At 57.9% G+C, this 20,010-nt stretch carries 11 protein-coding genes and 1 pseudogene; 9 read left to right on the top strand and 3 right to left on the bottom strand.

Going from position 1 to position 20,010, the window contains the following annotated elements; all coding sequences use genetic code 11:
* Nucleotides 1-47: 47 nt before the first annotated feature.
* Together gyrA and rcsC are read left to right on the top strand one after the other, a co-directional pair.
* The gene (gyrA, locus tag FN633_RS13825) at nucleotides 48-2,684 is read left to right on the top strand and encodes a DNA topoisomerase (ATP-hydrolyzing) subunit A (protein ID WP_154058091.1); all 2,637 of its coding nucleotides are present in this window, start codon (nucleotides 48-50) and stop codon (nucleotides 2,682-2,684) included.
* 127 nt (nucleotides 2,685-2,811) lie between these two features.
* Nucleotides 2,812-5,655: a two-component system sensor histidine kinase RcsC gene (rcsC, locus tag FN633_RS13830; RefSeq protein WP_154058092.1), complete on the top strand. Its 2,844-nt coding sequence runs from the start codon at nucleotides 2,812-2,814 to the stop codon at nucleotides 5,653-5,655.
* A 59-nt stretch (nucleotides 5,656-5,714) separates the two neighbouring features.
* Here the strand turns inward: rcsC and rcsB are convergent, their stop codons facing one another.
* Together rcsB and rcsD are read right to left on the bottom strand one after the other, a co-directional pair.
* Nucleotides 5,715-6,365, bottom strand: a complete 651-nt coding sequence (rcsB, locus tag FN633_RS13835) for a response regulator transcription factor RcsB (RefSeq protein ID WP_042389626.1) — start codon at nucleotides 6,363-6,365, stop codon at nucleotides 5,715-5,717.
* A 16-nt stretch (nucleotides 6,366-6,381) separates the two neighbouring features.
* Nucleotides 6,382-9,048 carry a phosphotransferase RcsD gene (gene rcsD / locus FN633_RS13840; protein WP_154058093.1) on the bottom strand — a complete coding sequence of 889 codons (2,667 nt, stop codon included), beginning with the start codon at nucleotides 9,046-9,048 and terminating at the stop codon, nucleotides 6,382-6,384.
* A 754-nt stretch (nucleotides 9,049-9,802) separates the two neighbouring features.
* Here rcsD and ompC point away from each other — a divergent pair.
* The 6 genes and pseudogenes from ompC (at nucleotide 9,803) to mgtE (ending at nucleotide 16,977) form a co-directional block, all read left to right on the top strand.
* A pseudogene (gene ompC, locus FN633_RS13845) lies at nucleotides 9,803-10,842 on the top strand (porin OmpC).
* A 118-nt stretch (nucleotides 10,843-10,960) separates the two neighbouring features.
* Entirely contained in the window at nucleotides 10,961-12,007 is a 1,047-nt protein-coding gene (gene apbE, locus FN633_RS13850; protein WP_154058094.1) for an FAD:protein FMN transferase ApbE, read from the top strand.
* A gap of 78 nt (nucleotides 12,008-12,085) precedes the next feature.
* Nucleotides 12,086-13,150 (top strand): bifunctional DNA-binding transcriptional regulator/O6-methylguanine-DNA methyltransferase Ada, encoded by a 1,065-nt coding sequence (gene ada, locus FN633_RS13855; protein ID WP_154058095.1) that lies wholly within the window; start codon nucleotides 12,086-12,088, stop codon nucleotides 13,148-13,150.
* Nucleotides 13,150-13,794, top strand: a complete 645-nt coding sequence (alkB, locus tag FN633_RS13860; RefSeq protein ID WP_154058096.1) for a DNA oxidative demethylase AlkB — start codon at nucleotides 13,150-13,152, stop codon at nucleotides 13,792-13,794. Before ada ends, alkB begins: the two co-directional genes overlap by 1 nt.
* Before the next feature lie 80 nt (nucleotides 13,795-13,874).
* Complete coding sequence (locus FN633_RS13865) at nucleotides 13,875-15,518, top strand: multidrug ABC transporter permease/ATP-binding protein (protein WP_154058097.1); 1,644 nt, start codon at nucleotides 13,875-13,877, stop codon at nucleotides 15,516-15,518.
* Between the two features lie 22 nt (nucleotides 15,519-15,540).
* Nucleotides 15,541-16,977, top strand: coding sequence for a magnesium transporter (gene mgtE / locus FN633_RS13870; protein WP_154058098.1), 1,437 nt, complete (start codon nucleotides 15,541-15,543; stop codon nucleotides 16,975-16,977).
* On the opposite strand, the gene FN633_RS13875 is transcribed toward mgtE, so the two are convergent.
* Nucleotides 16,940-18,187 (bottom strand): SulP family inorganic anion transporter, encoded by a 1,248-nt coding sequence (locus tag FN633_RS13875; RefSeq protein WP_154058099.1) that lies wholly within the window; start codon nucleotides 18,185-18,187, stop codon nucleotides 16,940-16,942. The genes mgtE and FN633_RS13875 overlap by 38 nt on opposite strands.
* Nucleotides 18,188-18,444: 257 nt before the next feature.
* Here FN633_RS13875 and mqo point away from each other — a divergent pair.
* On the top strand, nucleotides 18,445-20,010 hold a 1,566-nt coding region (gene mqo, locus FN633_RS13880), incomplete at its 3' end, for a malate dehydrogenase (quinone) (RefSeq protein WP_154058944.1).

Raw genomic sequence — 20,010 nt, forward strand, 5'->3', positions numbered from 1 at the left:
AATTTGCGACCTTTGAATCCGGGATACAGTAGAGGGATAGCGGTTAGATGAGCGACCTTGCGAGAGAAATTACACCGGTTAACATCGAGGAAGAGCTGAAGAGCTCCTATCTGGACTATGCGATGTCGGTCATTGTTGGCCGTGCGCTGCCAGACGTCCGCGATGGCCTGAAACCGGTACACCGTCGCGTACTTTACGCCATGAACGTATTGGGCAATGACTGGAATAAAGCCTACAAAAAATCTGCCCGTGTCGTTGGTGACGTAATCGGTAAATACCATCCCCATGGTGATACGGCGGTGTATGACACCATCGTTCGTATGGCGCAGCCGTTTTCGCTGCGTTATATGCTGGTCGATGGCCAGGGTAACTTCGGCTCGGTAGACGGCGACTCCGCCGCGGCGATGCGTTATACGGAAATCCGTATGTCGAAAATTGCCCACGAGCTGATGGCCGATCTGGAAAAAGAGACGGTCGATTTCGTTGATAACTACGACGGAACCGAACGCATTCCAGACGTCATGCCGACCAAAATCCCGAACCTGCTGGTCAACGGCGCGTCCGGTATCGCGGTAGGGATGGCCACCAACATTCCGCCACACAACCTGACGGAAGTGATCAACGGCTGCCTGGCCTACATTGACGATGAGAACATCAGCGTTGAAGGGCTGATGGAGCACATTCCAGGGCCAGACTTCCCAACGGCGGCGATCATCAACGGTCGTCGCGGTATCGAAGAGGCCTATCGCACCGGACGCGGCAAGATCTACATTCGCGCGCGCGCGGAAGTAGAAGCCGACGCGAAAACCGGTCGTGAAACCATTATCGTGCACGAAATTCCGTACCAGGTGAACAAAGCGCGCCTGATCGAGAAGATTGCCGAGCTGGTGAAAGACAAGCGCGTCGAGGGCATCAGCGCCCTGCGCGACGAGTCCGATAAAGACGGCATGCGCATCGTGATTGAGATCAAACGCGACGCGGTGGGCGAGGTAGTGCTGAACAACCTCTACTCCCAGACGCAGCTGCAGGTCTCCTTCGGTATCAACATGGTTGCGCTGCACCACGGTCAGCCGAAGATCATGAACCTGAAAGATATTCTTTCTGCGTTTGTGCGTCACCGTCGTGAAGTCGTGACCCGTCGGACCATTTTTGAACTGCGTAAAGCCCGCGATCGTGCACATATCCTTGAAGCGTTAGCGGTTGCGCTGGCGAACATCGACCCGATTATCGAGCTGATCCGCCGTGCACCGACTCCGGCCGAAGCGAAAGCTGGGCTGGTAGCGCAGGCGTGGGATCTGGGCAACGTGGCGGCCATGCTGGCAGGCGCTGGCGATGACGCCGCGCGTCCGGAGTGGCTGGATCCCGAGTTTGGCGTGCGTGACGGTAAGTACTACCTGACCGAACAGCAGGCCCAGGCGATCCTCGATCTGCGTCTGCAGAAGCTGACCGGCCTGGAGCACGAGAAGCTCCTCGACGAGTACAAAGAGCTGCTGGCGCAGATCGCCGAGCTGCTGCATATTCTCGGCAGCGCCGATCGTCTGATGGAGGTGATCCGCGAGGAGCTGGAGCTGGTTCGTGACCAGTTTGGCGACGCGCGCCGCACCGAGATCACCGCGAACAGCTCTGATATCAACATTGAAGATCTGATCAACCGTGAAGACGTGGTGGTCACGCTGTCGCATCAGGGCTACGTTAAGTACCAGCCGCTGACCGACTACGAGGCCCAGCGCCGCGGTGGTAAAGGCAAGTCTGCGGCCCGTATTAAAGAAGAGGACTTTATCGATCGTCTGCTGGTGGCCAACACCCACGACACGATCCTCTGCTTCTCCAGCCGGGGTCGTCTCTACTGGATGAAGGTCTACCAGCTGCCGGAAGCAAGCCGTGGTGCGCGCGGTCGTCCGATCGTCAACCTGCTGCCGCTGGAAGCCAACGAGCGTATCACCGCGATCCTGCCGGTGCGCGAGTACGAAGAGGGCGTCAACGTCTTTATGGCCACCGCCAGCGGTACGGTGAAGAAAACGGCACTGACTGAGTTCAGCCGCCCACGTTCTGCCGGTATTATTGCGGTTAACCTGAACGAAGGTGACGAGCTGATTGGCGTGGATCTGACCTCCGGGTCTGATGAAGCGATGCTGTTCTCTGCCGCCGGTAAAGTGGTGCGCTTTAAAGAAGATGCCGTTCGTGCCATGGGTCGTACTGCGACCGGCGTGCGTGGTATCAAGCTTGCGGGTGAAGACAAAGTCGTTTCTTTGATTATTCCTCGTGGTGAAGGTGCGATCCTGACCGTGACCCAGAACGGCTACGGTAAACGTACCGCAGAGACCGAGTACCCAACCAAATCGCGCGGTACTCAGGGCGTTATCTCCATCAAGGTCACCGAGCGCAACGGCTCCGTGGTGGGTGCGGTGCAGGTCACCGACACTGACCAGATCATGATGATCACCGATGCCGGTACGCTGGTGCGTACTCGCGTGTCGGAAGTGAGCGTGGTTGGCCGTAACACCCAGGGCGTGATCCTCATCCGAACCGCGGAAGATGAGAACGTAGTGGGTCTGCAGCGCGTAGCCGAGCCGGTAGATGACGAAGAGCTGGACGCAATCGACGGCACGGTGGCAGAGGGTGATGACGATATCGCCCCGGAAACCGACGCTGACGATGATGCAGCGGACGATAGCGAAGAGTAATTCTGCGCAGTCAGTCTGAGCATTGATGAAAGGGCCGGCAATCCGGCCCTTTTTCTTTGCGGTCTGCCCGTTTTACCGCTACCTTATCGACATCCTTTTTTGACCCTGACGGCGGAGCATCGCCACGTTGAAATACCTCGTCTCTTTTCGTACTACACTCAAGGTTTCACGCTACCTGTTTCGGGCGCTGGCGCTGCTGCTTTGGCTGCTGATTGTCCTCTGCTCGGTGTTCTATATCGTAAACGCCCTGCACCAGAAAGAGTCTGAAATCCGCAAGGAGTTTAACCTCAGCTCCGATCAGGCCCAGCGCTATATTCAGCGCACCTCAGACGTGATGAAAGAGCTTAAGTACATCGCGGAAAATCGCCTGACGGCAGAGAACGGTATTCTGGCCTCTCGCGCCCCGAATACGCAGAACGACGTTCCCGATTTTCAACCGCTGTTTCCAGACTCTGACTGTGCGGCGATGGGCACGGCATGGCGCGGCTCGCTGGAGTCGCTGGCGTGGTTTATGCGCTACTGGCGGGACAACTTCTCCGCTGCCTACGATCTCAACCGGGTATTTTTAATCGGCAGCGCAAATCTTTGCATGGCCGACTTTGGCCTGCGCGACGTGCCGCTGGAGCGGGAAAGCGCCCTGAAAAACCTGCACGAGCGCATCATGAAGTATCGCAATGCTCCGCAGGAAGAGCGTGGCAACAACATCTTCTGGATAAGCCAGGGCGCGCGTCCGGGCATCGGCTACTTCTACGCATTGACGCCGGTCTATCTGGCTAACCGCCTGCAGGCGCTGCTGGGCGTTGAGCAGTCTATCCGCATGGATAACTTCTTTACCCCGGGTACGCTGCCGATAAGCGTGACCATTCTCGATGAGAACGGCCATGCGTTGATCTCTCTGACCGGGCCGGACAACCGCCCGGAGATCGATCCGCGCTGGATGCAGGAGCGCTCCTGGTTTGGCTACACCTCTGGCTTCCGCGATCTGGTGCTGAAGAAGAGCCTGCAACCCTCATCTCTGAGCGTGGTTTACTCGGTGCCGGTGGATCTGGTGCTGGAGCATATCCGCATGCTGATCCTCAACGCGGTGCTGCTTAACGTGCTGGTGGGGATCGCGCTCTTTACCCTGGCCCGAATGTACGAGCGACGCATCTTTATTCCGGCGGAGGTGGACGCCCAGCGCCTTGAAGAGCATGAGCAGTTCAACCGCAAGATTGTGGCCTCCGCGCCGGTGGGGATCTGTATTTTACGTACTCAGGATGGGACAAACATTCTGAGTAACGAGCTGGCGCACAACTACCTCAATATGCTGACCCACGAGGATCGGCAGCGGCTGACGCAAATTATCTGCGGTCAGCAGGTCAACTTTGTTGATGTGCTCACCAGCAACAACACCAACCTACAGATTAGCTTTGTTCACTCGCGCTACCGCAATGAGAACGTGGCGATCTGCGTGCTGGTGGATGTCTCCTCACGCGTAAAAATGGAGGAGTCGCTGCAGGATATGGCCCAGGCGGCAGAGCAGGCGAGCCAGTCTAAATCAATGTTTCTGGCAACGGTTAGCCATGAGCTGCGCACGCCGCTCTACGGCATTATCGGTAACCTCGATCTGCTGCAAACCAAGGCCCTGCCGAAAGGGGTGGATCGTCTGGTCACCGCGATGAACAACTCCTCTAGCCTGCTGCTGAAGATCATCAGTGACATTCTCGACTTCTCAAAAATTGAGTCAGAGCAGCTAAAGATCGAGCCGCGAGAGTTCTCCCCGCGTGAGGTGATGAACCATATTACCGCTAACTACCTGCCGCTGGTGGTACGTAAGCAGCTCGGGCTGTACTGTTTTATCGAGCCGGACGTGCCGGTGATGATGGAGGGCGATCCGATGCGCCTGCAGCAGGTGATCTCCAACCTGCTAAGCAACGCCATCAAATTTACCGATGTGGGTTGCATCGTGCTGCACGTGCAGCGTTCAGGGGAGTATCTCTCTATTCAGGTACGCGATACCGGCGTCGGCATTCCGGCCAAAGAGGTGGTTCGCCTGTTCGATCCCTTCTTCCAGGTGGGAACCGGGGTGCAACGCAACTTCCAGGGCACCGGACTGGGGCTGGCTATCTGTGAAAAGCTGATCAGCATGATGGACGGCGATATCTCCGTAGATACCGAGCCGGGAATGGGAAGCCAGTTTACCGTGCGTATCCCGCTCTATTCCATACAGTCTCCGCAGGCGATTGACGTTGACGGCCTGGCCAACACCCGTTGCTGGCTGGCGATCCGCAACGCCTCCCTGTGCAGCTTTGTAGAGTCGCTGCTGGCACGCAACGGCATCCGCACCGAGCACTACGAAGGGCAGACCCCGGACGCGGACGATACGCTGTTGACCGATGATGCTCTCGACCAGCCCTGGCAGGGCAGGGCGGCGGTGATCTTCTGCCGTCGGCATATCGGCATTCCGCAGGAGCGTAAGCCCGGCGAGTGGACGCACAGCGTGGCGTCACCGCACGAGCTGCTGGCCCTGCTGGCGCGCATCTACAGCGTCAAGGTGGACACCAGCGAAACCGCGCCGGTACTCTCTGCCGAGACGCAGGATGCCCACAATGACGACATGATGATTCTGGTGGTGGACGATCATCCGATCAACCGACGTCTGCTGGCGGATCAGTTGGGTTCCCTGGGCTACCAGTGCAAAACCGCCAATGACGGCGTGGATGCCCTGAACGTGCTCAGTAAAAACCACATCGACATTATTCTCAGCGACGTCAACATGCCGAATATGGATGGCTACCGCCTGACGCAGCGCATTCGCCAGCTGGGGCTGACCCTGCCGGTGGTGGGCGTGACGGCTAACGCACTGGCGGAAGAGAAGCAGCGCTGCCTCGAGTCGGGTATGGATAGCTGCCTGTCGAAACCGGTGACGCTGGACGTATTGCAGCAGACGCTGGCGATCTATGCGGAGCGGGTGAGAAAGACGCGGGGATAAAGCAGAGAGAGTAAGCCGGGCAAGCGCTATGCGCCGCCCGGCTTAACGGTCAGAAAAGATTAATCTTTGTCCGCCGGGCTCAGCGTCACGGAGGAGAGGTAGTTCAGTAGGGCGATATCGTTATCTACACCCAGCTTCATCATCGCTGATTTCTTCTGGCTGCTGATGGTTTTAATACTGCGGTTCAGCTTCTTGGCAATCTCGGTGACGAGGAAACCTTCGGCAAACAGACGCAGCACTTCGCTCTCTTTCGGTGACAGTCGCTTGTCGCCGTAGCCGCCGGCGCTGATCTTCTCCAGCAGGCGAGAGACGCTCTCCGGGGTAAACTTCTTCCCTTTCTGCAGCGAGGCCAGCGCTTTCGGCAGGTCGGCTGGCGCACCCTGTTTCAGGACAATCCCTTCGATATCCAGCTCCAGCACTGCGCTGAGGATGGCCGGGTTGTTGTTCATGGTCAGCACGATCACCGACAGGTTCGGGAAGTGGCGCTTGATGTATTTAATCAGGGTAATGCCGTCGCCATATTTATCACCGGGCATGGAGAGGTCGGTGATCAGGACATGCGCATCCAGTTTTGGCAGGTTATTGATAAGCTGTGTTGAGTCTTCAAATTCACCGACTACATTCACCCACTCGATCTGTTCAAGTGACTTGCGAATACCGAACAGTACAATCGGATGGTCATCGGCAATAATTACGTTCATATTGTTCATGTATAAGGCTACCTTGCTACAGCAAGCTTTTGACGTAGGCGTCAATGTCGCTGATGTATTTTTCTATGCCTGAAACATCTTTCTCTCGAATTAAATGTTCCAGCGTTTCACATAATTGCTTGCCGGGAACCAAATTTAGCATGGCAAACACCCCTTTGAGGCGGTGCGCTGTCTGTGCCAGCGCCGCGAAATCGCTTACAGCCGCTTCAGTATACAACCTCTTAACATCGTCGGGTACTGTATCGACAAACAGGGCATAATATCCGCTGGCATGCAGTTCGGCATTTTCATTTCCGCCCATCGGTGAGGGAGAGACCTCATCCTGCGCCAGCTGTTCTTCGATAAGCTGCAGTATTGCTTCCTGCATGGCAGTACTGATATTAAAGTTCACCCGCAGCTGGCCTGGGCCAATTTTCCGCACGGCGGCCTCATCATCGCTTAAAAGCAAGCCCGAGGCTGTAAGATTAGACGGATTATCCGTCAGGAACAGATCGTATTCTTGACTTAATAGCCTTTCATCAGGCGTGATGCAGCTTGCCCCCCAATTTTCCAGCTGGCGAACCACGATATGGCGAATCTCGTTGGAGGTAATGTCGATCATTGCCACCACGTCGTCCAGCAGCTTCTCTTCAGATTCAACGTCCTGTGCCTGGGCCGCCATCTTCACATGCAGCGTATAGCGGGTGCCTAAGCTTTCGCGTGCTTTAATGTTCAGATGTCCGCCGAGCTTACGCGCCAGCTGATCGCACAGCCAGAAGGTGAGGGCGTTGGCTTTGCCGTAGCGATCGCTCTGGGTATCGTTAAGGAACGGGAAGTGCAGGTTGTCCACCTCGCTGGCCGTGACCCCCTCGCCGGTATCGAGAATACGGAAGGTCAGGCGATCGTCCGCCGACTCGTCGGTATCGACCTCAAGGGTAATTTTGCCGATCTGCGTGGTGGTCACCGCGTACTGGATCAGCATCAGCAGGATACGCCTCAGCGCCTCGCGATCGCCGTGCCGCTCTTCGTTAGCAGGCAGGTTATTATTGATCAGCAGCTGCAGGCCTTTACGCTTGATGGTCGGCAGCACCTGGGGCACCACTTCATCAATCAGATCCTGAATCGAGAACTGGGTCAGCGTTCCTTTCCAGCTGTCGGTCTCCAGCATGTTTGCCAGTTGAATATCCTCTACCAGCTGCACCAGCGTCTGGGCATGCTGCGCCAGATGATGGCTCTCATCGCTGTCGATGGCCGCGGCTTCTCCGGCAAGCGTCTGCATCGGCAGGCGGAGCGCATCGCCGATATGATGCATAAACGCCGAGCGGCCCTGCTGGTTTTTCTCATACAGACGCTGAGCCTGCTTGAGCTTTTTATTCACCAGTACCTCACGGTCCTGATCGCGAATAATAAAGATCTGCGTTCTCGGCACCACCTGACTGCGGAACTGGCGGATCTCATACAGCTCGTTGTTGACCGTTGCCTGGATCACGCCCTGGTGCTGATCCGCCATGCTGGTGATGTTTTGCAGGTTCAAATGCGGCAGCAGGTGATCGGCAATCTTGTTGCTAATCACCGTCCGGTTGGCCTCCTGGTCGTGCACCAGCAGCCCCAGCGGCAGCACGGAGACAATCTCTTCGTTCAGCGCGCGCAGCAGGCGCAGCTCGTTATTGGCACCCGGCGAGGACTGACCGTCAAGCTGGCGGCCCGGCTGATGGCGGAAGGTGGTAAAGCCAAACAGCGCCAGCGCCAGCAGGCCAACGTTGAGCAGCAGCGGCAGAACGATATTCTGTAGCGTCTCCAGCAGCAGGGTGCCGAAAGGCACCTGCCACACCAGGCGCATATCCGTCGAGTTCAGCGAGGAGGAGATCTCAATCTTCGCCCCGCTAAAGTTGATCGAGACGCTGTCCGCCGTCTCTTTGTCCGAGGTACGCAGGGGAGCAGGGCCGTTGTCCGCTTCGAGGCGGAAGCTGTCCATCGGCATGCCGGGAGGAATGAGGTCGTTAATCGGCAGATCGAACGCTACCACCGTCGCCAGATGGCCGGGCTGGTTAAAGGTGGTACGCAGGGTAAAGTAGTAGCCGTTTTGCCAGCTCAGGCTGCGTAGCGGAGAGAAGCTCTCCCGCTCGTCGAGGGCATTAGCCTGCTGCAGCATCTCTGCCCGGCGAGAGTCGACGATATTGTCGATGGTCGACTCCTTGAAGCCCGAAGAGAGATCCTTCAGCGGCAGGGTCGACACCAGGATCATGCTGTTATCCTGGCCGTTAAGATAGTACATCGACCAGGGCACGGTCTCCGCGCCCCACAGCGTATCGAGATAGGTCGAGATGCGCTGCGTCATCTCAAGGGTAGAGCTGTCGTGTGAGCCAAAGATCAGCGCTTCGGTTTTACGCCGCGGCTTCTCAAGGTAGTAGACGTCCTGCTTTAAACGTGTTTCCTGGAGACCGTCTGCGGGGGCAGCAGGCGCGGCTGCGATATTGTCGTAGATCTGCCACGTCGCATAGCGCCAGGTATCGACCCGCTTATGCATCGCATGGGTGATGTCGACGATTTGATAGCTCTTATCCTTCAACCATGCATTGACGGCGCTTTGCACCATGACGCCCAGGGTGACCAACAGAACAATAATCAGTAATAGAAAAAAACGGGTAATGTTGCCTGGTATCAGGGAAAACTTGCCAGGGATCATGCTGTCGGATCGACTCATCAGTGTGTCATCAGGCTGGTAAAAGTTAAGCTACTGGGTGGCGTACAGCAGGCAGTATAAAGGGTAATGCATGAATTTCCAGACTCTCTTCACCTCGGAAGCGGAACAAAACGCCAAAAACGCTATTTCAGCGTAGCGAAACGGCAAACCTGTACAGGCTTTAAGCGATGGTATAAATATTCAACGAGAAGTGCGGGGAAATTGCACGAAATAACAAGATATTGTCGCCGCTTAACCTACAGCACATTTTGTTTACTTACCGTGATCATTAGTTAATAGTCGTTATGATTTCGGCACGGTAGCACATAATTGCACAGGCAACGTAAAGAAAGGTAAAAAAAAGCCGAATGCAGAGCATTCGGCGAGAATTGGGGTAAACGGACATTCAGAGTCGAATGACGGTAATAAATAAAAGTTAATGATGATAGCGAGAGTTATTTTAGTAGCCCATCCACGATTTGTTTTGTCTTTCAGTGCTATGCTTTAAAAAACTTATAACCTATTAATTTTTAAATAAAAATATTAATTTTTGATTATTAGTGCGATATTTTTTAGCCATTGGTGCTGAAAAAAGTTCCCCAAAATTTACAAAATGAAACACCTATCACCTTCTCTGAAACATATTAAAAGTTTTAGTAGCATTTTCTTGTTGGATTATTCTGTATTTTTTAGGAGAATGGCTGAGCCGACTGATTTGACGCTCAATCAGTAAGCAGTGGCAACTATAAAAAGCATATAAATGAGGGTTAATAACATGAAAGTTAAAGTACTGTCCCTCCTGGTACCAGCTCTGCTGGTAGCAGGCGCAGCGAATGCGGCTGAAATTTACAACAAAGACGGCAACAAATTAGACCTCTACGGTAAAGTTGATGGCCTGCACTATTTCTCTGATGACGACGGTAGCGATGGCGACCAGACCTACATGCGTCTCGGCTTCAAAGGCGAAACCCAGGTTAACGACCAGATCACCGGCTACGGCCAGTGGGAATACCAGGTGCAGGGCAACACCGCGGAAAGCGAAAACCAGTCCTGGACCCGTCTGGCGTTTGCCGGTCTGAAATTCGGCGATGCGGGCTCTTTCGACTACGGTCGTAACTACGGCGTTACCTATGACGTTACTGCCTGGACCGACGTTCTGCCTGAGTTCGGCGGCGACACCTACGGTGCCGACAACTTCCTGCAGTCCCGCGCGAACGGCGTGGCAACCTACCGCAGCACCGACTTCTTCGGCCTGGTTGACGGCCTGAACTTTGCTCTGCAATACCAGGGCAAAAACGGCAGCGCCAGCGGCGAAAACGACACCGGTCGTAGCACCCTGCGCCAGAACGGCGACGGTTACGGCGGCTCTCTGACCTATGATATGGGCGAAGGCTTCAGCGTGGGTGGTGCCATCACTACCTCTAAGCGTACGGCTGACCAGAACGCTATCGGCGTTTACGGCAGCGGCGACCGCGCTACCGTTTACACCGGCGGCCTGAAATATGACGCGAACAACCTCTACCTGGCAGCACAGTACTCCCAGACCTACAATGCAACCCGTTTTGGTACTTCGGCCTGCGTCCGTCCATCGCTTACCTGAAGTCTGAAGGCAAAGACGTAGACAACGGTTTCGTTAACTACGGCGACCAGGATCTGCTGGAGTACGTCGACGTTGGCGCGACTTACTACTTCAACAAAAACATGTCTACCTACGTTGACTACAAAATCAACCTGCTGGATGACAACGACTTCACCCGCCAGGCGGGTGTTAGCACCGATGATATCGTAGCGCTGGGTCTGGTTTACCAGTTCTAAGTCGTTACATACATACGTGCATGAAGGGGCCGCGCTGGCCCCTTTTTTTATCGATTCTTTTCTGGATAGACACACTTTTGGTGTACGCTTGCGCGCATTGCGTAAGGGAATCATTGCTATGGATACCACTCTTTTTCGCGCCGCCCTGCTGGCGCTTACCCTGATCCTCACCGGCTGCGATCCGACGCCGCCCGCGCCACAGCCTGGCGCTACCGTTACCGTGCTGGAAGGCAAAACCATGGGCACCTCCTGGCGCGTCAGCGTTGTGGATATGGATAAAGCCGAGACCGATACACTACGGGAAAAAATCACCGCCCAGCTCAACGCTGATGACATGCTGCTCTCGACCTGGAAGAGCGACTCGGCCCTGAGCCGCTTTAACGCCTCCACCAGCACCACGCCGTGGCCGGTTGACGCCGCGATGGCGGATATTGTTACCCTTGCGCTGCGTATTGGCATCAAAACCGACAGCGCCATGGACATCACCATTGGTCCGCTGGTTAACCTGTGGGGCTTTGGCCCGGATAAACAGCCCACCACCACGCCGACGCCAGCGCAGATTGAGGCGGCAAAAATGCGCGTGGGCCTGCAACACCTGGCGGTCTCTTATCTGGCGGGGCAGCAGTTTTTGCAGAAGGATATCCCCGACCTCTATGTCGATCTCTCCACGGTCGGCGAGGGCTACGCAGCCGATCACCTGGCGCGGCTGATGGAGCAGGAGGGGATCCCCCGCTATCTGGTGTCGGTAGGCGGCGCGCTGGTGAGCCGGGGTATGAACGGTGAAGGCAAACCCTGGCGAGTGGCGATCCAGAAGCCGACCGACCGCGAGAACGCGGTGCAGGCGGTGGTAGACATCAATGGACACGGCATTAGTACCTCCGGCAGCTACCGCAACTACTATGAGCTGGACGGTAAACGCCTGTCACACGTTATCGATCCGCATACCGGGCATCCTATCGATCATAACCTGGTGTCGGTGACGGTGATCGCCCCGACGGCGCTGGAGGCCGATACGTGGGATACCGGCCTGATGGTGCTGGGCCCGCAGAAGGCCCGCGAGGTGGCGATGCGTGAGGGGCTGGCGATCTATATGATCACCAAAGAGGGCGATACCTTTACCCCCTGGATGTCGCCCCAGTTTGCCGCCTTTTTGCAGAGTAAATAGAATTAAAGCGCAAGATTTCAGGTGAAGGCAGCACCAGCCCAGGGCATAGTCAGGCTAAGATAAATAGAGGAGCCTGCTATGAGCGTAACAACCTTTATTGAAGACGAGCACCGCTGGCAGGCGGTGCTTGAACGGCGAACTGATGCAGATGAACGTTTCGTCTTTGCCGTCATGACCACCGGCATCTTTTGCCGCCCCTCATGTCGGGCGCGCCACGCCCTGCGCGAAAACGTGCGCTTCTTTCCCGATGCACAGGCGGCGCAGCAGGCAGGGTTTCGTCCCTGCAAACGCTGCCAGCCTGACAGACCCGCAGACAAGCACAGCCTGGCGCAAAAAATCACCGCCGCCTGCGGTCTGCTGGAGCAGGAGACGCCAATAACCCTGGAGATGCTCGCGCAGCGGGTGGGCCTTAGCCCGTACCATCTTCACCGCCAGTTTAAAGCCGTTACCGGCATGACGCCCAAAGCCTGGCAACAGGCCGCTCGGGCGAAGCGCCTGCGTAGCGCGCTGCCCCACAGCGCCACCATTACCGACGCGGTGCTGGCCGCCGGCTTCCCGGACAGCGGCAGCTACTACCGCAAGGCGGATGCGTCGCTGGGTATGACGGCCCGCCAGTATCGTCAGGGCGGGGAGGGGACGGCGATCCGCTACGCGTTAACGAATTCTACGCTGGGCCGCTGCCTGGTGGCCGAGAGCGAGCGCGGCATCTGCGCGATTCTGCTGGCCGACTGCGACTCGCTGCTCACCGCCGAGCTGCACACGATGTTCCCGCAGGCTCAGCTTATGCAGGACGACGCTGAATTTAGTACCCGCGTTGCCGAGGTGGTGACGACGATTGAAAATCCCGCCCGCCCGCTGGCCCTGCCGCTGGATCTGCGCGGCACCGCTTTTCAGATGCAGGTCTGGCAGGCGCTGCAGGCGATCCCGCTCGGGGAGACCGTCAGCTATCGCGCTGTCGCCAGCGCCATCGGTAAACCGCAGGCGATCCGCGCCGTGGCCAGCGCCTGTGCGGCCAATCGCCTGGCGATCGTGATCCCCTGCCATCGCGTGGTACGCGGGGATGGCATGCTCTCCGGCTACCGCTGGGGAGTGACGCGCAAGGCACAGCTGCTGGCGCGCGAGTCGTTAAAAGAGGAGTCATAATGCTCGATCTGTTTGCCGATGCCGAACCCTGGCAGGAGCCGCTCGCACCAGGGGCGACCATCCTCCGTCGCTTTGCCCTTGCCGACGCCGAGACGCTGCTGGCCGACATCAACGCGGTCGCCAGCCAGTCGCCGTTTCGCCAGATGGTCACTCCCGGCGGCTATACCATGTCGGTGGCGATGACCAACTGTGGCCGCCTGGGCTGGACGACCGACGCGCGTGGCTACCGCTATGCCTCTGGCGATCCGCTCACTGGCCAGCCGTGGCCTGCTATGCCCTCCACCTTTGCCGCGCTGTGTCAGCACGCGTCGACGGCGGCAGGCTACAGCGATTTTCAGCCGGACGCCTGCCTCATCAACCGCTACCTGCCGGGAGCCAAGCTCTCTCTGCATCAGGATAAAGACGAGCCGGATCTGCAAGCGCCCATCGTTTCGGTCTCGCTGGGCCTGCCTGCTGTTTTCCAGTTCGGCGGCAACCGACGCAGCGATCCGCTCAAGCGCCTGCTGCTGGAGCATGGCGACGTGGTGGTGTGGGGCGGTCCGTCCCGGCTCTTCTATCACGGCATACAGCCGCTTAAGCCAGGCCAGCATCCCGCGACCGGGGAATGCCGCTATAACTTAACCTTTCGCCGGGCAGGTAATTAAGAATATAAATCAGAATTATTCTTGATTCGGAGCAGCAGCAGTTTACACTGCGGGCTGATTTTTCTTGCCGGATCGCTCTCATGGAACTTCTTCTTCTTGTCTGGCGGCAGTACCGCTGGCCTTTTATTGCCGTCATCCTGTTGACCCTGCTCAGCGCGGCGCTTGGCATCGGCCTCATTGCCTTTATCAACGCGCGGCTCATCGAGAACGTGGATATCTCCCTGACGGTGCTTCCGGAGTTTCTCGGCCTGCTGCTGCTGCTGATGGCGGTGACCCTCGGCTCGCAGCTGGCGCTGACCGCGCTCGGCCATCACTTTGTTTACCGCCTGCGAGGCGAGTTCATTAAGCGCATCCTCGACACCCAGGTGGAGCGCGTGGAGCAGTTAGGCAACGCCGCGCTGCTGGCAGCATTGACCAGCGACGTGCGTAACATCACCATCGCCTTTGTGCGTCTGCCGGAGCTGGTGCAGGGGATCATCCTCACCGCCGGATCGGCTGCCTACCTGGGCTGGCTCTCTGGCAAAATGCTGCTGGTCACCGCCCTGTGGATGGCGATCACCATCTGGGGCGGCTTTGTGCTGGTGTCGCGGGTCTATAAGCATTTAGCGAGACTGCGTGAAACTGAAGACAAATTGCACCATGACTATCAGACGGTGCTGGAGGGGCGTAAAGAGCTGACCCTCAACCGCGAGCGTGCCGAGGCGATCTTTAACAACGCTTACCTGCCGGATGCCCGCGAGTATCGCCACCATATTATTCGTGCCGACACCTTCCACCTCAGCGCGGTTAACTGGTCAAACATCATGATGCTGGGGGCGATTGGCCTGGTGTTCTGGATGGCTAACGGCCTTGGCTGGGCGGATACCAACGTCGCAGCAACCTTCTCCCTGACCGTGCTGTTCCTGCGTACGCCACTGCTTTCGGCTGTAGGTGCGCTGCCGACCCTGCTCAGCGCCCAGGTGGCGTTCAATAAGCTTAAGCAGTTCTCACTTGCCCCCTATCACCCTGAGTTTCCGCGTCCGACCGCCTTTACCGGCTGGCAGACTCTGGAGCTGCGCGACGTTACCTTTACCTACCAGGAGGGCGCTTTCTCCGTTGGGCCGATTAATCTGACCCTGAAGCGCGGCGAGCTGGTGTTCCTGATCGGCGGCAACGGCAGCGGGAAATCAACCCTGGCAATGCTGCTGACCGGTCTCTATCAACCGGTGTCGGGCACCATTCTGATCGACGGCCAGCCGCTGGCTGCCGGGCGTGAAGAGGACTACCGCAAGCTCTTCTCGGCGGTGTTTACCGACGTCTGGCTGTTTGATCAGCTGATTGGCCCGCAAGGGAAGCAGGCGGATCCGGCTATCGTCGACAGATGGCTGGCACAGCTGAAGATGACCCACAAGCTGGAGCTGGATAACGGCAAGATCCTCAACCTCAAGCTGTCGAAGGGGCAGAAGAAGCGCGTAGCCCTGCTGCTGGCGCTGGCGGAGGAGCGGGATATTATTCTGCTGGATGAGTGGGCCGCCGATCAGGACCCGCACTTCCGCCGCGAGTTTTACCAGACGATCCTGCCGCTGATGCAGGCCGAAGGGAAAACCATTTTTGCTATTAGTCACGACGACCACTACTTTATACATGCCGACCGTCTGCTGGAGATGCGCAGCGGCGTGCTCTCAGAGCTGACAGGAGAAGAACGGGCGCTCGCTTCCCGCGACGCCGTTTCACGCACCGCATAAGGATAAAGGAAAGGAGTCGTTAATGTCCGCCACCCCTAAAAATAGCGCCCGCCTCCGCGACGAGGAGCGGGCGCGCCTCATCTGGCTGCTGAATACCAACAGCGCCATCACCTCTCAGATCCTCGGCAAGCTGACCCTGGTCGAGCAGTTCGACGGCAGCGCGCTAAACGACGATATTGCCGAGGTCGGCGTGCTGGTGGCTCATCTTCCCGCCCCGGACCTGGCGGATACCCTGGAGGCGCTGCCCACCGAAGAGCGCCGGGCGCTGTGGCGTCTGGTTGACGATCTCAAACGCGGCGACATCCTGCTGGAGGCCTCGGACAGCGTGCGTGAGGATCTGATCGCAGAGATGAGCGACAAGGCGCTGCTGGAGGCGCTGCGCGGGCTGGATATCGACGAGCAGATCTATCTGGTTAAGCGCCTGCCGCGTAACCTGACCGGGCGGCTGGTGGCCTCGCTGCCGCCGGACGATCGCGCCCGCGTGCACCAGGTGATGAGCTACGAGCAGAACAGCGTGGGTGCGCTGATGGAGTTTGAGGTGATCACCGTCCGTCCGGATGTCACCCTGGAGACGGTGCAGCGCTATCTGCATCGCCTCGGCAGCATGCCGCAGAACACCGATAAGCTGTTTGTGACCGATCGTGATGCGCTGCTGCTGGGCGAGCTGCCGCTGCAAACCATCCTGCTCAATGATACCCAGACGCGGGTTAGCGAGGTGATGGAGGCCGATCCCGTGACCTTCTCACCCCATGACGATGCCGAGAAGACCGCTCGCACCTTTGAGCGTGACAACCTGGTGAGTGCGCCAGTGGTCAACCCCGACGGCAAGCTGCTGGGACGCGTGACCATCGATGAGATCGTTAACGTGGTGTATGAGGAGAGCGATAACGACATGCGGCTGATGGGCGGTCTCAGCCCGGAGGAGGATGTTTTTGCCCCGGTCGGCAAAGCGGTCAAGAACCGTTGGGCGTGGCTGGCAATCAACCTTTGCACCGCCTTTATCGCCTCGCGGGTAATCGATGGCTTCGAGCATACCATCTCCCAGCTGGTGGCCCTGGCCTCGCTGATGCCTATCGTCGCCGGGATCGGCGGCAATACCGGCAACCAGACCATCACCATGATCGTACGCGCGCTGGCGCTACAGAATATTCAGCCGGGGAACTACCGTTTTCTTATCTTCCGCGAACTGGGCGTGGCGCTGATCAACGGCCTGGTGTGGGGCGGGATTATGGGCGGCGTGACCTGGTGGCTCTATGGCGATATGGCCCTCGGCGGGGTGATGACCCTGGCGATGGTGCTAAACCTGCTGCTGGCCGCCACCATGGGAGTGCTGATCCCGATGATCATGGTACGGCTGGGGCGCGACCCGGCGGTCGGCTCCAGCGTGATGATCACCGCCCTAACGGACACGGGCGGCTTCTTTATTTTTCTGGGTCTGGCGACGATTTTTCTGCTGTAGCGCGTTTTTTACGGCTAAAGACCGGTGGCAGCAGGAACATCAGCGCCACGCCGGCAACGACGCCAATCGCCAGGTTACCAGTAGTGACGGTGGCAATCACCGTCACCAGCATTACCAGCGTCTCGGCTACCGGAGCGCGTTTGAGCTGCGCAGGCTGAATGCTGTGCCAGTTGAAGGTCTTCACTGCCACAATCACCATGATCCCGGCCAGCACCGCCATTGGGATCTTCGCCATCACGTTGCTCAGCGCGGTGACCAGCAGCAGCAACACCAGCCCCGCCGCGACGGTCGAGACGCGGCTGCGGCCTTTACCCATCTCAACGTTGACAATGGTCTGGCCAATCATCGCGCAGCCTGCAATCCCACCGAAAAAGCCCGCCAGAATGTTAGCAATGCCAAGACCCGCGCTCTCCCGGCCCTTGTTTGACGGCGTTTCGGTGAGATCGTCCACCAGCTTTGCCGTCAGCAGCGACTCCATCAGGCCGACAAAGGCGATGCTCAGCGCGCAGGGCCAGATGATGCTCAGCGTGGTCAGGTTGAACGGCACCAGCCACTGGGTCAGGCCGGGCAGGCCACCCTGCATCGGGCCTTCATCGCCCACCACCGGTAGGATCTGCCCGGAGAAGACGGTAAACAGGGTCAGCACCACGATGGCGACCAGCGGGGAGGGGATGCTCTTCAGCACTTTCGGCAGCCAGAGCACAATCAGGATCGTCAGGACAAACAGCCCGAGGATCAGCGGCTCGCGGGTCCAGAAGTGGGGCACCTGCGCAAAGAAGATCAGGATCCCGAGGGCGTTAACAAAGCCGGTCATGACCGTGTGCGGAATAAAGCGCATCAGGCGCGCCATCCCCGTCACGCCAAAGACGATCTGGATCACCCCCGCCAGCAGGACAGCGGGCAGGATGTACTCCACGCCATGCTGGTGCACCATCGGGCCGATCACCAGCGCCACGGAGCCTGCGGCAGCCGTAACCATCGCCGGGCGGCCCCCAAGGAAGGACATCCCGAGGCAGAGCACCACGGAGGCGATTAGGCTCACGGTCGGGTCAACGCCCGCGATCACCGAGAAGGAGATCACTTCCGGGATCAGCGCCAGGGCGGTCATCACCCCTGCCAGAGTTTCACGCATCAGCAGGGACGGGGAGCGCAGCACCGTGGCAACGCTTCCCGCTTGTACAGGAGTTAAAGCTTTTTGGGCATCAGGCATAGAATTTCACAGAGTCGAAGCGAACGGAAAGTGTGCAGTGTAGCAAAGCGAAGAATAGTAGCGGGGCAGCGCAGGAGATACCAGTTTTTTTGTCATAGCCGTTATAAAAATCTAACTTTTTGTTAACATCTATCAACTTGCTGTGTACTATCTCAACAATATTTAAATTCTCGGATGAGGGTGGTAGGTTAGTTGTCCGGGTAATTTCACTCCAATAAATTCCAATAAAGCAGTACTAATTGTAGGGCATTATCATTATGAAAAAAATGCGTGCCGTGCTCTCTTCTGTGGCTACGGGTAGTCGCGCTGCCTCACGGACAGGGAAGGCCACTGCGGCGAAGAAGCGAGAAACTGATGTACTCCTCCTGGGTGGCGGCATTATGAGCGCTACGCTGGGAACCTATCTGCAGGCGCTGGAACCAACGTGGTCGATGACCATGATTGAACGCCTGGATGAAGTCGCAAAGGAGAGCTCCGAGGGCTGGAATAATGCCGGCACCGGGCACGCTGCATTAATGGAACTGAACTATACGCCACGAAAGGCCGACGGTAGCGTAAGCATCGAGAAGGCCATCGAAATTAACGAGGCGTTTCACCTCTCCCGCCAGTTCTGGGCTCACCAGGTGAAAGCGGGCGTGCTGAACAATCCCCGCTCCTTTATTAACACCGTGCCACACATGAGCTTTGTGTGGGGGGAAGAGAACGTCAACTTCCTGCGCGCCCGCTACGCTGCGCTTCAGCAGAGCAACCTCTTCAGCGGCATTCGCTACAGTGAAGACCACGCACAGATCACGCGCTGGGCCCCGCTGGTAATGGAGGGGCGTGACGCGAAGCAGAGGATTGCCGCCACCCGTGCCGAGTTGGGGACGGACGTCAACTTCGGCGAGATCGCTCGTCAGCTGGTGGCCTCCCTGCAGAAAAGCGACAGCTTCTCCCTTAACCTCAGCACCGAGGTACGCGCCATCAAGCGCAACGCCGATGGCCGCTGGGCGGTGACCGTTGCCGATGTCAATCATCCCCGCAGCACGCGCACCATCGTGGCGAAGTTTGTTTTTATCGGCGCGGGCGGCGCGGCGCTGAAACTGTTACAAGAGTCGGGCATCCCAGAAGCACGAGATTTCGCTGGCTTCCCGGTGGGCGGCCAGTTCCTGGTATCGGACAATCCAGAGGTGGTGAATCGCCATCTGGCGAAGGTCTATGGCCAGGCATCGGTTGGCGCGCCGCCGATGTCGGTTCCGCATATCGATACCCGCATCCTAAACGGCAAGCGCGTGCTGCTGTTCGGACCGTTTGCTACCTTCTCCACCAAGTTCCTCAAGAACGGCTCTCTGTGGGATCTGCCGCGTTCAACCACGCCGTCTAACCTGATGCCGATGGTGAAGGTGGGCTTGACCAACTTCAGCCTGGTGAAGTATCTGGTAGGGCAGGTGCTTCAGAGCGACGACGCGCGCTTTGCCGCCCTGCGGGAGTACTATCCGCAGGCGAAGAAAGAGGAGTGGCGTCTGTGGCAGGCGGGCCAGCGAGTGCAGATCATCAAGCGCGATCCGCTCCTGGGCGGGGTGCTGCGCCTCGGCACCGAAGTGGTAAGTGACCAGCAGGGCACCATTGCCGCACTGCTTGGCGCATCGCCGGGGGCCTCTACCGCCGCACCGATCATGCTGGAGCTGATGAAGAAAGTGTTTACAGCGCAGTTCGCCTCACCTGAGTGGCAGGCGAAGCTGAAGGAGATGATCCCAAGCTTTGGCACGCAGCTGAATGGCAACGTGGAGGCCACCCAGCGCGTCTTGCAGCAGACCAGTGAAGTGCTGGGCCTGACATATGAG

Source organism: Pseudescherichia vulneris, from assembly GCF_902164725.1.
Taxonomy (GTDB): Bacteria; Pseudomonadota; Gammaproteobacteria; order Enterobacterales; family Enterobacteriaceae; genus Pseudescherichia; species Pseudescherichia vulneris.

What these genes read in the sequence shown, in the direction of transcription:
- rcsB (WP_042389626.1), bottom strand. Translation starts at nt 6,365, where the DNA reads ATGAACAATATGAACGTAATTATTGCCGATGACCATCCGATTGTACTG.
- ada (WP_154058095.1), top strand. Translation starts at nt 12,086, where the DNA reads ATGAGCGTAACAACCTTTATTGAAGACGAGCACCGCTGGCAGGCGGTG.
- FN633_RS13875 (WP_154058099.1), bottom strand. Translation starts at nt 18,187, where the DNA reads ATGCCTGATGCCCAAAAAGCTTTAACTCCTGTACAAGCGGGAAGCGTT.
- rcsD (WP_154058093.1), bottom strand. Translation starts at nt 9,048, where the DNA reads ATGAGTCGATCCGACAGCATGATCCCTGGCAAGTTTTCCCTGATACCA.
- mgtE (WP_154058098.1), top strand. Translation starts at nt 15,541, where the DNA reads ATGTCCGCCACCCCTAAAAATAGCGCCCGCCTCCGCGACGAGGAGCGG.
- gyrA (WP_154058091.1), top strand. Translation starts at nt 48, where the DNA reads ATGAGCGACCTTGCGAGAGAAATTACACCGGTTAACATCGAGGAAGAG.
- apbE (WP_154058094.1), top strand. Translation starts at nt 10,961, where the DNA reads ATGGATACCACTCTTTTTCGCGCCGCCCTGCTGGCGCTTACCCTGATC.
- alkB (WP_154058096.1), top strand. Translation starts at nt 13,150, where the DNA reads ATGCTCGATCTGTTTGCCGATGCCGAACCCTGGCAGGAGCCGCTCGCA.
- FN633_RS13865 (WP_154058097.1), top strand. Translation starts at nt 13,875, where the DNA reads ATGGAACTTCTTCTTCTTGTCTGGCGGCAGTACCGCTGGCCTTTTATT.